Source organism: Parasphingomonas halimpatiens (assembly GCF_036663795.1).
GTDB lineage: Bacteria > Pseudomonadota > Alphaproteobacteria > Sphingomonadales > Sphingomonadaceae > Sphingomonas.
This window is the reverse complement of record NZ_JAXOJP010000020.1, coordinates 56709-71255: the sequence shown is the minus strand read 5'-3', so window position 1 is coordinate 71255 and position 14547 is coordinate 56709. Positions and strand designations below refer to the sequence as shown.

At 59.5% G+C, this 14547-nt stretch carries 14 protein-coding genes; 11 read left to right on the top strand and 3 right to left on the bottom strand.

The features are described 5' to 3' along the window. Positions 1–448 precede the first annotated feature (448 nt). The 3 genes from U1839_RS18030 to U1839_RS18020 all read left to right on the top strand — a co-directional run bounded on the left by U1839_RS18030 (position 449) and on the right by U1839_RS18020 (position 2600). Entirely contained in the window at positions 449–1387 is a 939-nt protein-coding gene (locus U1839_RS18030; RefSeq protein ID WP_332804971.1) for an ArdC family protein, read from the top strand. Further along, positions 1384–1623 carry a sigma-70 family RNA polymerase sigma factor gene (locus U1839_RS18025; protein WP_332804970.1) on the top strand — a complete coding sequence of 80 codons (240 nt, stop codon included), beginning with the start codon at positions 1384–1386 and terminating at the stop codon, positions 1621–1623. The genes U1839_RS18030 and U1839_RS18025 overlap by 4 nt, the downstream gene beginning before the upstream one ends. 71 nt (positions 1624–1694) lie before the next feature. Further along, on the top strand, positions 1695–2600 hold the full coding sequence (locus tag U1839_RS18020) for a HEPN domain-containing protein (RefSeq protein WP_332804969.1): 906 nt from the start codon (positions 1695–1697) through the stop codon (positions 2598–2600). Positions 2601–2619: 19 nt separating this feature from the next. On the opposite strand, the gene U1839_RS18015 is transcribed toward U1839_RS18020, so the two are convergent. The 3 genes from U1839_RS18015 to U1839_RS18005 form a co-directional block, all read right to left on the bottom strand. Continuing rightward, positions 2620–3126 carry a Ros/MucR family transcriptional regulator gene (locus tag U1839_RS18015; RefSeq protein ID WP_332804968.1) on the bottom strand — a complete coding sequence of 169 codons (507 nt, stop codon included), beginning with the start codon at positions 3124–3126 and terminating at the stop codon, positions 2620–2622. Between the two features lie 111 nt (positions 3127–3237). Then, positions 3238–3450, bottom strand: a complete 213-nt coding sequence (locus U1839_RS18010; protein WP_332804967.1) for a conjugal transfer protein TraD — start codon at positions 3448–3450, stop codon at positions 3238–3240. A 16-nt stretch (positions 3451–3466) separates the two neighbouring features. After that, positions 3467–3967 carry a conjugal transfer protein TraD gene (locus tag U1839_RS18005; protein ID WP_443030635.1) on the bottom strand — a complete coding sequence of 167 codons (501 nt, stop codon included), beginning with the start codon at positions 3965–3967 and terminating at the stop codon, positions 3467–3469. Here U1839_RS18005 and traA point away from each other — a divergent pair. The 8 genes from traA to U1839_RS17965 all read left to right on the top strand — a co-directional run bounded on the left by traA (position 3966) and on the right by U1839_RS17965 (position 14544). Next, positions 3966–6788, top strand: coding sequence for a Ti-type conjugative transfer relaxase TraA (gene traA, locus U1839_RS18000; protein WP_332804966.1), 2823 nt, complete (start codon positions 3966–3968; stop codon positions 6786–6788). The genes U1839_RS18005 and traA overlap by 2 nt on opposite strands. 9 nt (positions 6789–6797) lie before the next feature. Further along, positions 6798–7373: a DUF6118 family protein gene (locus U1839_RS17995; protein ID WP_332804965.1), complete on the top strand. Its 576-nt coding sequence runs from the start codon at positions 6798–6800 to the stop codon at positions 7371–7373. Between the two features lie 256 nt (positions 7374–7629). Further along, positions 7630–8706 (top strand): hypothetical protein, encoded by a 1077-nt coding sequence (locus tag U1839_RS17990; RefSeq protein WP_332804964.1) that lies wholly within the window; start codon positions 7630–7632, stop codon positions 8704–8706. After that, positions 8678–9988 (top strand): hypothetical protein, encoded by a 1311-nt coding sequence (locus U1839_RS17985; RefSeq protein ID WP_332804963.1) that lies wholly within the window; start codon positions 8678–8680, stop codon positions 9986–9988. The genes U1839_RS17990 and U1839_RS17985 overlap by 29 nt, the downstream gene beginning before the upstream one ends. 123 nt (positions 9989–10111) lie before the next feature. Beyond that, on the top strand, positions 10112–11080 hold the full coding sequence (locus U1839_RS17980; protein WP_332804962.1) for a hypothetical protein: 969 nt from the start codon (positions 10112–10114) through the stop codon (positions 11078–11080). Between the two features lie 30 nt (positions 11081–11110). Continuing rightward, complete coding sequence (locus U1839_RS17975) at positions 11111–12346, top strand: hypothetical protein (RefSeq protein ID WP_332804961.1); 1236 nt, start codon at positions 11111–11113, stop codon at positions 12344–12346. A gap of 343 nt (positions 12347–12689) precedes the next feature. Next, complete coding sequence (locus U1839_RS17970) at positions 12690–13649, top strand: anti-phage phospholipase (RefSeq protein WP_332804960.1); 960 nt, start codon at positions 12690–12692, stop codon at positions 13647–13649. A gap of 4 nt (positions 13650–13653) precedes the next feature. Further along, the gene (locus U1839_RS17965; RefSeq protein WP_332804959.1) at positions 13654–14544 is read left to right on the top strand and encodes an anti-phage nucleotidyltransferase; all 891 of its coding nucleotides are present in this window, start codon (positions 13654–13656) and stop codon (positions 14542–14544) included. Positions 14545–14547: the final 3 nt, after the last annotated feature.

The following is a 14547-nucleotide window of genomic DNA, read 5'->3' as shown; positions in this document are numbered from 1 at the left end:
CTGAGTGGCGGCAGGTGACGTGCTGTGGCGGTGTAAAAGATGCTCTGGCGCACGACTGATTTTGGGGGCTGAATCCCAAGGCGTCTCACGCCTTTGGCGTGACGCGCTCTACGCCGCTGGCGCGTCGCCGAGTCGCTCTGCGGCGTCTCGGTCGATTCCGATGACGATCGCTGACGCTGGCTTGATCTGCGATCAATCCGGGCGGTGCTCTGCACCGGTTCGCGGACATCGCGCGGGCGCGATGGCGTTTGCCTCCGGCATCGAATTGGCGGGTGGGCGTCGCTGCCCTGTAGTCCCACCGCGGCGTGCCGCAACCTGAGCTTTGCTCAGGTCCTTCTCTTCGTTTCGGCCCTACGGGTGCTGCCCGCCTTCACCGGCGGGACTGTCGGTCCGCTCCTGCCGCCCACCCGCCATTCCGGCGCCGGTTGCGGTGTTTGGAGTGAGGAAGATGGAGAAGACGAACACGCAATCGCAGCGCCCGGTCAACACGTTGTATGCTGAGGTCACCGACCGGATCGTCGCCGAGCTTGAGGCGGGGCGGCTGCCATGGGTCCAGCCTTGGGGCGAGGCGGGGGCGGACGTGGGCATGCCCTGCAATGCCGGGACGGGAAGGCGCTATTCGGGGATCAATGTCCTGATCCTCTGGGCGACGTTGTTCGAGCGGGGCTATTCGTCGCAGCGCTGGCTTACCTACCGGCAGGCTCAGGGCTTGGGCGGGAATGTCCGGAAGGGGGAGACGGGAACGACCGTCTGCTATGCCGATCGCTTCACGCCTCGGGAGAAAGACGGCGCCGAGCTGCCGCTTGAGGACGGCGAGGAGCGGCGGCAGGTTGCGTTTCTCAAGCGGTTCACTGTTTTCAATGTCGATCAGTGCGAAGGGCTGGGATCGGGGCTTGTCGCCGGTGCGGTGGCGCTTGCCGAGGAACAAATTGTGGAAGTTGCCGACGACGTGATCGCGGCGAGCGGGGTCGACTTCAGGACCGGAGGGATGGAGGCGTTCTACGTGCCGTCGCAGGACTTTGTGACGGTGCCGGCGCGGCGCGCGTTTTTCGATGAGATCAACGCGTACCGGACATGGCTGCATGAGCTTGTCCATGCGACCGGCCACGCGTCGCGGCTCGGGAGGGACCTTACCAATCCGTTCGGGTCAGAGGGCTATGCGCGGGAGGAATTGATTGCCGAGATGGGTTCGGCGTTCCTGTGCGCTTCGCTGGGCATCGTCCCGACCGTGCGGCATGCGGACTATATCGGTTCGTGGCTTGAGGTGCTGCGCGACGACAATCGTGCGATCTTCCACGCGGCGAGTGCGGCCGGGAAGGCCGCCGACTGGCTGCTTGAGCGGCATGCTCGGGCCTGCCGTGAATTCATGCAGGAGGAAGCGGCATGACCCGGGAGCACCCGGAAACCGCCGAGCTTGCGCGGCTGGCGCGGGCGGTTGATTCGCTCCCGCTCAAGTTACGCGCGGTGTGGCTGCTCGGAACGGTCGATCACCTCGATTACGAGCGGATCGGGTTTCGGCTCGGCCTGTCCATTGCCGAGGTGGAACGCTGCACGGCGCAGGCGATCCTGAGGATCGATCGCAGGCTTTGCGGCCGCCGCGACTGGCTCGGCCGGTGGCGATAGCATCCGAACCGGCGGTGTCCTGTCCGCAAGGGCTGGGCATCGCCGGGCGCTTGTTGGTAGGAACGTCTCGAATGCGTGACCAGCTCGACCATCTGCCGGCATCCAAGCAGCGCGAGCTTGCCCATGTCGTGCGCGTGCTGTTCGAGGAATTCGCCGAGGCGATCGTCCTCTCAACCCAGCCATGGAAGAAGAAAGGGCGCATCCTCAAGGTCGTTCTCTACGGCTCCTATGCACGCGGCGGGTGGGTGGATGATCCGGTTGGCGGCTATCAGTCCGACTATGATATTCTCGTGGTAGTCAGCGACGATCGGTTGACCGATGTGGTCGATTACTGGTCGGCGGCCGACGACCGGCTGATGCGCGATATGACGATCAACGGCGCGCTGAGCGCGCCGGTCAATTTCATCGTCCACAGCCTCAAGGATGTGAACAAGCAGCTTGAGCAGGGGCGGCCCTTCTTCATCGATATCGCGGAGCAGGGAATAGCGCTTTACGAGGCCGAGGGGTTCCCGTTCGCGAGGCCGCGCAAGCTTCCTCCCGCCAAGGCGCATGCGGAGGCGCAAAAGCATTTTGATCGATGGTTCTTGAGCGCCACCGAATTCGCGACTCTCGCTAATTTGGCTGCCCGGGAGGGAATGGCGAACAAGGCCGCGTTTCTGCTGCATCAGGCAGCAGAGCACTTCTATCACTGCACGATGTTGGTGCTCACCCTCTACAGCCCGAAGTCGCATAAGCTGAACTTCCTGCGCTCACACTGCGAGGAGATCGCGCCGTCGCTGATCGCGGCTTGGCCGCGCGACGACAAGTTCAGCCGTCGCTGTTTTGAGCTGCTGCGATTGGCATATGTCAACGCGCGCTACTCTGAACATTATAAGGTCAGTGCGGAAGAACTGGCATGGACGAGCGAGCGCGTCTCCGCGCTCCAGGCATTGGTGAAATTCGTTTGTGAGGAGCGGCTCGCGCCGCCCGGTCAGTGACCGGGCGGCGCTCGAAAAGTCAGGCCTTCTTGGGCGCGCGCGGTGCGCGCTTTGGTTTGGCTGGAGCAGGGACAGCCGCCGCCGCGCGTGCCTGACGGCCCTTCTGGCCGAGGCCGATCTTGTGCGCCATCTGCCGACGGGCTTCCGAGTAATTCTCGGCGACCATCGGGTAATCGGCCTTGAGCTTGTAGCGCTCGCGATACTGTTCCGGTGTCAGGCCGTGGCCCGACAGATGCCGACGCAGCGTCTTGTAGGGCTTGCCGTCGATCAGGGAGATGATGTGATCCTTTGACGCAAGGGATTTGCGCGCCGTGACGGCTGGCGCGAATTCTTTCGCGGACGCTGCGCCATCGTCACCCGACGCAGGAGCCGAAGGACCCGACCCAAGTTCGGTCACGGTCGCGTGCATCGTGCGCAGGAACGCCGGCACGTCTTCGGCAGCGACCCGGTTGTTCTGATTGCCGAGCCAGGCGATCGTGAGTTCGGTCGCAAGCTCGACCGCGTTCAAGGTGGCTTCTTCTGACATGTGTAGTTCCTGCTAGGTTTGAATGGCCGGCAAGCATTTGCGCTGCATTTGGCGGTCACATCCATAATGGATGTTTCGCGCGAGTCGATGCTCGGAGGCTGGTGAAACTGCTTAACCGATCTCGTTGTTCTCGAACATGCGCTTGCCGCGCCTTCGCCAGAGCAGAATCGTCTGTTCGCGGTCCTCACTTCGAAGTCGTGCCGCAGCTTCGGCAAGTGCGCCAAGGATCACTGCGCGGTCGTCATCGGTCAGTTCGATCAGGCCTGCCTTCGCGATCAGCCCGCCAAGCTCGATCAACTGACGCGTCCTATCGCGGCGCTTCACGACCCAGGCCCGCGTATCAGTCCGGGCGCGTCTGGCTTCGAGCCGGTGCCGTGCCGCTATCGCCCGACGCAACGCTGTTCGCGTTGCCACAATCGCCGTTAGCTGCGTTGCCGGTCGTGCGTTGAAAGAAAGCAACACCACGCTTGCGCCATCCCTCCTTTGCATTGGCGTCTTTGCCTTCGACTCCGGACAGCAGCAGTCCCGCGAGCTGTTCGACAGGCAGCGCATCAGCACCGGTCGCAATCACCAGCTCGCCCAGTTGATGGACTTTGCGGTCCTTCAACTGTCTGGCCTTGTCGCCCAGCGCCTTCAGTTCGGCATCGAAATCGCGGGGTTTACGCATCGGTCGGTCCTCATGTTGCGTGATGAGAACAGACCAGTTATCGACTCGGTCGATCAGTCGCAATCTGTTGAAATCTCTTGGGACTTTGCCGTCCCGAGATTGATGAAATCTTTCGAGGGCGCGCTTATACGTCGTGCCGACGTGGCTAGCTTGGTGTAATTGGATCGCCGTCATGGCAATCTACCATTTCTCGGCCAAGGTCATCTCCCGCGCTGCCGGATCAAGCGCCCTTGCATCGGCGGCCTATCGTTCCGCCTCGCGGCTGCACGACGATCGCCTCGACCGCACCCACGACTTCTCGAACAAGGCCGGCGTCGTCCATTCCGAAGTGATGCTGCCGGACGCCGCGCCCGAGGAACTCGGCGACCGCGAAAAACTGTGGAACGAGGTCGAGGCGGCCGAGAAACGGATCGATGCGCAGCTCGCACGCGAGATCGAGTTCGCGATCCCGCGCGAGATGACGAAGGAGCAGGGGATCGAGCTTGCCCGCGATTTCGTTGCCCGAGAGTTTGTCGATCGCGGGATGATCGCCGATCTCAACGTGCATTGGGATGTCGGCGCCGACGGAATGCCGAAGCCGCACGCGCATGTGATGCTGACGATGCGCGAAGTGGGCGAGGACGGGTTCGGCAAGAAGAACCGCGGCTGGAACCGCACCGACTTGTTGGAGAAATGGCGAGAGCGCTGGAGCGAGCACGTCAACGAGCGGCTAGCCCAGCTCGATATCGACGCGAGGATCGATCACCGCTCGCTTGAGGCTCAGGGGATCGAGCTCGAGCCGCAGCACAAGATCGGGCCGGCGGCGTCGCGTTTGGCGGCGCAGGGGCTGGAGTCCGAGCGGCTCGAAGAGCACCAGGCCATCGCCCGCGCGAACGGCGAAAAGCTGCTGGCAAATCCCGCGCTCGCCCTCGACGCGATCACGCACCAGCAATCCACGTTCACCAACCGCGACCTCGCGATGTTCGTCCACCGACATAGCGACGGGAAGGAGCAGTTCGACCGGGTGATGGCGGCGGTGAAGGCCGCCCCCGAGCTGGTCGCGCTCGGCACAGATGGGCGCGGCGATCAGCGTTTCACCAGCCGTGCGATGATCGAGACTGAACAGCGGCTTGAGCGCGCGACCGGCGCGATGGCGAATCGCGATCACCACGCCGTAGCCGATCGCTACCGCGACACCGCGCTGGCGCGGGCGGCGGCGCGGGGCATGTTCCTCTCTTCCGAGCAGCGCAGCGCGTACGAGCATGTCACCGATGCAAAGGGTCTCGGTGTCGTCGTCGGCTATGCCGGCACTGGCAAGTCGGCGATGCTCGGTATCGCGCGCGAGGCATGGGAAGGGGCGGGCTATTCCGTTCACGGCATCGCGCTGTCGGGCATCGCCGCCGAGAATCTCGAAACTGGTTCCGGCATCGCATCGCGCACGATCGCAAGCATGGAGCATCAATGGGGTCAGGGTCGCGAACTGCTGACCAACCGCGATGTGCTGGTGATCGATGAGGCCGGGATGATCGGTACGCGCCAGATGGAGCGCGTCATCAGCGAAGCTGAGAAGCGCGGGGCGAAGGTCGTCCTGGTCGGCGATCCCGAGCAGCTTCAGGCGATCGAGGCGGGCGCTGCGTTCCGCGCGACTGCCGAGCGTCACGGCGGCGTCGAGATTACCGAGATCCGCCGCCAGCGCGACGACTGGCAGCGCGACGCGACCCGGCAGCTCGCTACCGGGCGGACGCCCGAGGCAATCGCTTCCTATGATGAGCGCGGACGCATTCACGCCGCCGAAACGCGCGATCAGGCGAGGGGCGAGCTGATCGATCGCTGGGAGCGCGACCGCGGCTCCTCGCCAGGCGCGACGCGGATCATCCTCACCCACACCAATGACGAGGTCCGGGCCCTCAACATCGCTGCGCGCGAACGGCTGCGCGCAGGCGGCGCGCTTGGTGAGGACGTCGCGGTGCGCGCCGAACGCGGCGAGCGGCAGTTCGCCACCGGAGACCGCGTCATGTTCCTGAATAACGAGCGCAGCCTTGGCGTGAAGAATGGCACGCTCGGGCAAGTGCAGTCTGTCACGCAATCCCGGATGGCGGTGATGCTCGATGACGGTCGATCGGTCGCCTTCGACGTGAAGGATTATGCGAACATCGATCACGGCTACGCGGCGACCGTGCACAAGTCGCAAGGGGTAACCGTCGATCGGGTCCATGTGCTGGCGACGCCGGGGCTCGACCGCCACGCTGCCTATGTCGCGCTGTCGCGGCACCGCGACAGCGTTGATCTCCATTATAGCCGTGACGACTTCGCCGATCGGAGCAAGCTGGTTCGCGCGCTGTCGCGCGAGCGTGGAAAGGACATGGCGTCGGACTATCGGCAAGTGCCCGAGCCGGCGCGCGCGCAGCAACGGCCGCCGCCACGCAATCCGTTCGCCGGGATCAGGATCAAGCCGGCGCCGGCGATCGAGCCCCAGCCGACCCCGCTCGACAAGGCTGTCGAGCGCTATGCGCGCGCCGCTGCAGATATCCTGCGCATGCGCAAGGCTAACCTGCCGGAGTTGCCGCACCAGAAGATCGCCTTTACCGAAGCCGGCAGGGCGCTCAACGCCGTGCGGCCGGACGCTGCGCACGATCTACGCAGCGCCATGAATGCCGATCTTGGACTGGTCGACCAGGCCGCCATCGGCAAGACCGCTGCGGCGATTCGAGCGATGGCGCTTGAGGCCGAAGTACGGATCGGCGCAACACAACGTGCTGATCAGTTCGTCGCCGATTGGCAGCAGAAGGTGCGGAAGCTGCAAAGGCTCGATCGCACTGGTGACTATGACGCCGCCCACCGAGTGAAGGAAAGCATGACCGACATGGCCAAGAGCCTTCACCGCGATCCCCAGCTCGAGTCGCTGCTTCGAAATCGCGTGAAAGAACTCGGAATCGGCAAGCTGAGTGGCGCATCTTTGTCCCATGACCTCCAGCAAGTACCCGCCCTCTCGCGGAGTCGCGGGCTGGGCCTGTAAGCGCGAATCATGACCGACGATTCGAACCAAACCAACCCGATTGAAGACTTCACCCAGGCGTTCGACGCGCAGCGCGTCGAGGTGAGCCTTATCCGCGCTGCGGTCGAAGGGCTTACCGCCGCCCGCGAGCGGATACCGGATTACAGTGTGACGCTTGGCGAGATGACCGAAGCCCTGCAAGCGGCGGCAGGCGGCATCCAGCGTATCGAAAAGAGCCCGGCGGTTCGCCTATCACCGGCCGCGCTCGTTGCAGAGATCGTCAAAGCGAGCGTCGATGCCCGCGCCGAGGATCGCGCGCTGTTGCAGGAGACACGCGACGCTTTATCGCGGTCGATCGGCCGGATTGACGGCATTGTCGAGCGAGGGCAGGCGGCGGATCGTCAATGGCAACGGGTCATTTGGGCGAGCGCAAGTGGCGCGGTCGGCGGGATGTTGCTGATGTCGATCCTGCCGGGCGCGGTCGCGAGGTCACTTCCGACCAGTTGGCATGTGCCGGAGTGGATGGCTGCACGCACGATGGGGACAAATCAGAAACGCGCGGGCGAGCGCATGATCGCGTCTGCGCAGCCAGAATACGGACCTTGATGGCGGCACATGTTCGTTTGCCCGGATTTCGGAATAAGGTCAGCCCAAACCCCGAGCGTCTGCAGATCGGCGATGATCGCTTGAAGCCTCGGAAGACTGCGATCAAGGCCGCGCAATATTGGACGCAGTCTCGCGCGCGGCCGTTACGAATGTTAAACAGGTAGCCGATGGGCACCATAAGAGTGGGGGCCCCCACGTTCCAGTCAGTTTGGTGTTGGTTTAAGAGTACCTATTGGCAATGGGCGCAAGATTGCTCATGATCACAACTGACACTGGGGAGGAAATTGTGAGTTTTTTATCCGAAGCGGAGATAGACTCTTTACGCGTTGAACGGATGATAATCCATCTTATCGGCAAGCAAATTGAGTTTAAGCGCGAGCCCGAAACCCAAGTTCAGCAAGAGGTTTTCTTTCGGGCGAGGATAATTGAGCAGGCAGCTTCGGCCGTTCATCGCTTCACTGAGCATTCTAATGTCCAACCGGTGCTCCGACAGATGGGCAGCGGCGCAATCGACTTTGAGGCCGGCGGACAGGAGCTGGCGCGGTTATTTTCGCACGATCATGCGCCTCAGAGTACACCAGGCGCCTTTTTCGTCTTCCAAATTGCCACCTCTATCGACGACGACACTCTCTATGCGCTCATCAAATATGACTACCGCGCGGTCGTCGAACTGGCTCAAAAGGACGGTCAAAACGTACTTCGTGAGATCATACAGGCTTTTGTCAAAGAAAGGCGGGCCGTTCAGAAATTCTGTCTCGCTCGCTACAGAGGTGGCAATGTCGAGGAGCTGGTATCGGCGACCGACCGTATGGCAGAGGCCCCTGATCTTACCGACTATTTCGAAAATTTTCTCGGTGTTTCGCGCGCGCGCTCGACTGAAGAGCTGAGCGCGCGCCTCAACGAGGCACTTCGCAGCTCATTTCAGGGTGTTCGCGATTACCTACCTAACCGCAATGTCGGCGCGGCTCTTGCACGAGCCAAGCAGGCGCTACAAGGCCGCGGTATCATCACTAACGACGATGTCGTTGACGCGGTTCTGCACGGCGCTGAGCGGCCGCACGACGAGGAAGTTATTGCGCAAATCGAGCGGGTGACTCGCAGTAAGCTTAAGCGCGGAAACTTAACCGATGTCGCGTTTCGTCCGGACCCTGGCACGCTTGACGTGCAGCCGAGGCGAAAAGTGCGGACTGCGGAAGACGTTCGCCTGGAATTTCCGGAGGAAGAGCTAGGCCGGACGGTTTTCCATCAAGAGACTGCCGAAGGCGATGTGTTCACAGTTCGAACCTCGCGGGAGCTTGTAGAAAATGACACGGTTGCGATCCGCACTCGCTGACGCGCTCGAAGCGCTGCTCGCGGATGGCAGGGTCGCGCTAACCGAGACGCGTGACGGGCTGGCACTCTATCGTCTGTTGGGGCGCGAGACCAAACAGATCCTCGCGCTGCTCGCCGCCGCAGCCTGGGACGACGTGCAGATATCGGATCAAGGCGGCGTAATGGAAGCAAACCAGATCGAGGACGAGGATCAAGACATTACGCTTCGCGTTCGCAAACCCGGGGTGCCAGACGGCGTCGAAGCCATACTCACCCGAACTGGCCTAGAGGCCGCTCTTAAACGCGCCGACCTCACTCCGCGGCTATGGGTTCATGGCCTCAACGCAGCGTTCGATACCTTGAGTATTCGATACGGGCCATGGGGCGACTCGGTTGTCAGTATCCCGCAAGAGTTGCCGCACTCGCCGCGCAACGTAGTCCGAGTGCTCGATGATGGCGCGCGCTTCCCCGATGATCTGGGCCGCTGGCTGCTTCGTGATCCTAGTGTATCAATCAGTGGCCGCGGAATTGAGCCATGGCGCAGGATGGCAGTGGAGCACCTCGGTCAAGCGCTTGCCGACGAGATCGAGCCAACTGGCCGGCTTCTATTCCGTGGGCCCCCAGTGACGCGCTTTTCACCAGATGTCGGACCCCTTGTCGAGGCGGCCGGGATCGAGGCGATCGAACGCGTCGCGCTTTGGGTATTCGACAATCCGCGCGAGGTCGAGAACCGCCATGTCCTGGTTGCGGCCGAAATTGCGCGGACTGCGCTTAGGGGTGGGGATGCCACGGACCTCGCAGCCATCACGGCGTCCGCGTTCGAGGGTGCGCGCATCGCGTATAGTTTTGGAATTACGCAACAGAGTCGCGATACGCTCAAAGCGTTGGGCGAACTCCGCAAAGCTGTATCAGATGAGACCGGCCGGCTAGCCGATACTACTCGCGGTCTCGCGACGGCAATTACCGGCTCGGTCGTCGCAAACCTCGGGATCATCGTAGCTCGACTGACTGTGCCCGCGACGAGCACCTGGGCGCCGGCTGCCGCGATTGTTCTATCTGTTGTGCTTGCCCTATATGTCGCAAGCGTTATCGCGAGTGGCGCGCAATATCTTCAGTTGCAGGCGACACTCCGCAATGAGTGGCGAAGCCGTCTCTATCGGTTTCTTGATGACCCCGAATACGCCCGAATGGTGACAGATCCGGTTAGGCGGGCGGAGCGTGGTTTTTGGATCGCGGCGATTGCAGGCGGTGCTATGGCTGCGTTGCTGTTCGCCGCAGTTTGGCTGATCGCCGGAAAGGCATGAGAGCTACGCCGGCTTTGGCGGAGCCACGTTGCCTGAACATTCACCCCTATCAGCGGGGGCATTGCCGCCCTCCGGTCAGAAAAGACCGATACTTACGACTCAGGTCTCGGGTACACCGCAACCATGATCGACCAACGACTCGTCGCCGCAGCTCTAGAGGCCGTAGACACCGCGAATTTTGAGCGTTTCGCTCAAACTTTCTACGGGGCAATACAAGATCGCGAATTCATCCCTCTCGGGGGGGTGCACGATGGCGGTGCGGAGGGGTTCGATCGCGGCTTGGGTGACCCCGAGATTTTCGTGGATGAAGCCGCCACGAGCTTCATCCAAGTCTCAAAACAAGCAACAACGCGTCAAAAAATAAGGCAAACAATTCACAGACTCCGCGAATACGGGCGGGCTCCCAAGGTCCTAACTTATATAACATCGCGCACAGTACCCGACATAGATAAAGACGAAGAATTGCTAAGCTGCGAACTTGGCTGCAAGATCGCGATCCGTGATGGTAAGTATATTGAAATATACATAAACTCCAACATGGCCACTCAAGGGGCATTCTTCAGCTACCTGCAACCATCAATTTCCGAAAAGTATACGCCCGGCAATTCGGAGATCGGCAGGAACGTATCGGCTCATTCGGATCGCACGCTTGCTGTCTTTCTTCGTCAAGAGGTCGAGAATAGGAGCTCACGATCTCCTATGGTAGAATCGATTTCGGATAGTTTGATAATATGGGCTCTTAGAGAAACGGATCCGGATAAGGGGATACTACTAGGCCGAAAGCAGATCATGGAGCGGATTGAAGCTGCACTTCCTGCCGCTAAAGATTTCATCCGCAGTGTCTTTGATCGTCGCCTGAACGTACTAGCATCAAAGGACGCACCTGGCGGCCGACAGGTCCGTGTTTATCGAAAAACGGGCCAATATTGCCTACCTTTCGAAACTCGTACGACGGTAGCGATTGAGAATGCCGACGATGATCTTATCAAGATGCGCGTTTCCTGTGTGTTCGAGGATCGATTATCCGAAAGGTCGATCGAAGATATTGATGATCTTAGAGGTAAAATAGTTTCGGTGTGTCATTCTACGTAAGAAAAAGTTTTTGAGCATCAAGGTCTCAAAATGGCCCAGTTCGTTACCAACGCTGATGTCGACGATGAGATGTTCACCGACGTTGCGGACATCGCAACTAAGATCATAGATAGCCTAGGAGAAGTAGGAGAAACTAAATCGGCGATTCGGCGTCACGCGTTGATGGTGCTCAGGGGTGCGTTTTATATGTCAACGGAGGTCGAGCGCCTGTACCTCGGCAAACTAAGTCGCACATATGTTCTTCTTTTGCTTCTTAAGAGTGAACCTAAGATCATTGAGTATTTCAGCTCAATGGCAGGGAGCTTCAATTTATATGTCGGATCGGACGTCATTGTCCGCGCCCTTTCCGAGACATTCCTGTCGGATTCGTCGCAGACGACCGTAAATCTACTAAAAATACTTAGGTCTGCGGGATCAGAGCTAATTTTGACTCAAACGACAGTTGAAGAAGTCGCAACCCATATCCGCGGCCAGATGTTTGAGTTCGAGAATGTTTACGCTAATAATGAAAATCATATAAAAAGTGACTTCGTTGAGTACATTGATCGCATTTTGATCAGATCGTACTTCTACGCCAAACTTCTACCCGCCGAAGGTGTGCGCCCTCCCAAAAATTGGCGCTCATATATTTCACAGTTTTGTAACTTTGCCGACGTTCGAGCCAATCGCGGCGATAGTGAACTTGCGCACTATTTGATGCAGAAATTCGGGCTTACGTACGAAGCTCGCGATGTATCCTTGGCAAATGTCGACACGGCCGAGTTGGAAGATCTCACGACTGCTATTCAGAAGGCAAAAGAACGTGGGGCCAAGGCGAAGGATGCCAGTGACATACTAGATTACAACGATGCCTTGCAGGTGCTTCGTGTCTACAGTCGCCGGCGTGAAGGACACGAGAATAGCCCGGGCAACCCATTCGGATTTAAGACTTGGTGGCTAACACAGGACAGCAAGGTACGACGAGCCGCCATTGCAACTGTTCGTAAGCACGGAGGTAGGCTGTTTATGATGCGGCCGGAGTTCTTGCTGAATTATATCGCAATGGCTCCGAAGCTTGCTGAGGTTCATCAAAGCTACGCCACCATTTTTCCGTCCGCTCTGGGAATTAGACTGTCCACCGGAATACGGGACTCAGAGTTTCGGCGTGTAATGCGTGATGCTGCTGAGATCAGCGAAGTGGATGATGCCCGCGCGGGAGCCATGATCACTGCGTTGAGTACTAAACTTCAAGGAGATGCTATGAAGGAGTTCGAGGCTCGGTGGTGAATGGTTTGCTCGGCATAAAGCAAAAGTGCTCCTGACACCTCGCTATCATTCAGATGCGGATGATGGAGGTGGTGCCCGGTTCTCCGCATGCCGTTGCTGCCGGACCGTACGGGCGACAAAAATACGAAAGACGCCGCCACGCCTCTAGATATTTGCGCCTCTGAGGTTCGGATGATTTCGTTTGGAAAGGTCACGCGCTCCGTGGGGATTAAGGCGGTGGGCGATTGCTCAACGTCGGGTCTGGCCATCCCGTCGATCGCGAATGTCTGCAGAGGCATGTAAAAAGTATCTCATCGCAGTCCAATCTTGTTGTGATTTTGTGACGAACTCTTACCTTGCCTTCATGAATACCCAAATTGACGAAGAATCGAGGGCCAAGGCCGGGGTACCATACCGCATCCTGAGCTTGGATGGCGGCGGCGCGAAGGGCTTTTATACACTCGGAGTTCTGCGGGAGGTCGAGGCCCATCTCGGCAAACCGCTCCACGAAGCATTCGATCTTGTCTTCGGAACCAGCACGGGCGCTATCATCGCGTCGTTGATTGCGCTTGGCCGTACTGTCGCGGAGATACGCGAGCTGTACGCGGAGCACGTCGTGAAGGTGATGAAGGCGAGCGGGATGGCCGCCAAGACTGCCGCGCTTAGCGACCTCGCCACCGAGGTCTATGGCAATGTGGGATTTGATCAGGTCAAGACCGGGCTCGGAATTGTCGCCACGAAGTGGATGATCGAGCGGCCTATGATTTTCAAGGGTTCGGTCGCGCAGGCCCATGGGCGAGTCGGCACTTTCGTCGCTGGTTTCGGGGTCAAGATGGCTGACGCGGTGGTTGCATCGTGCTCGGCTTACCCCTTTTTCGAGCGAAGGACCGTCGTCACCGCGCACGGAGATAAGATCGAACTAGCGGACGGCGGGTACTGCGCTAACAACCCTTCACTCTACGCCATTGCCGATGCCATCGCCGCGGTCAGGATCGAACCCCAGGACATTCGGCTGCTTTCTGTGGGGGTCGGAATCTATCCGCAGCCGAAGGCGCCGTTCTTGTCGATGATGCGGTGGGCAAAGTATCTCCAGAGCGTTCAGCTCCTTCAGAAGACCCTTGAAATCAATACCCAGTCGATGGATCAGCTCAGGAGCATTCTTTTTCAGGACGTGCCCACGGTCCGTATCAGCGATACATTCCATCAGCCGGAGATGGCTACCGACCTATTCGAGCATGACCTCCGCAAACTCAATCTGCTCACCCAGCGTGGGGCAGAATCCTTTGCGGTTCGCGAGAAATTGATCACTGAACTGCTGAAATAGAACGATGACTGTCTCAGAAGCGCAACTCGATATTTGGGCGAAGCAGGGCTCGATCTCCCAGTCTCAGGCGACTTACGCAACAGTCCGCGGAGCCCTTGAGGCGAGTGATGCGTCGTATGCGGCCAGGAATTACGAGATATTCCTTCAGGGGTCCTACGGAAACGATACGAATATCTACGCCGACAGCGATGTGGACGTGGTGATCCGCCTAAACGAAACGTTCTATCGAGACCTATCCGACCTTGATGATGCCGAGCGCGTGGCGAATGACAGCCATTTCGCAAATGCCACGTACGGCCATTCCGACTTCAAGGCAGCGGTGACAGCTCAGCTCGTTAAGAAGTTTGGAGGCGCCGTAAATCCGGGAGGGAAGGCGATCTTCATCGAAGGTAACGGCTCCCGCCGCGATGCGGATGTTCTGGTAGCGGCTCAGTGGCGTAGATACTTTCGGTTCAAATCCGGTACCGACCAGCGGTACGCCGAGGGCCTGGTCTTCTGGACCTCGGAAAGTGCCAAGATCGTCAACTATCCGAAGCAACACTCGGCGAACTGCACGACAAAGCATCAGGCAACGGGTGGTTGGTTTAAGCCGAGCGTCCGTATACTCAAAAATATGCGAAACGCGATGATCGCCAAAAGCTCAATTTCATTGGATCTCGCACCCTCATATTTTCTTGAGGGCATGCTCTACAACGTGCCCAATGCGACGTTCGGTCAAAGCTATCAACAGACGATTGCAGGCGCACTCAATTGGCTGACGTCATGCGATCGAGCCAAGCTACTTTGTGCGAACGAGATGTACTATCTGCTTAACCCGACCTCGCCCGTCACCTGGCGCGGGGAGAAGCTCGAAGAATATCTTAAGTTGACGATCGCCTACTGGAACAGTCAATGATGG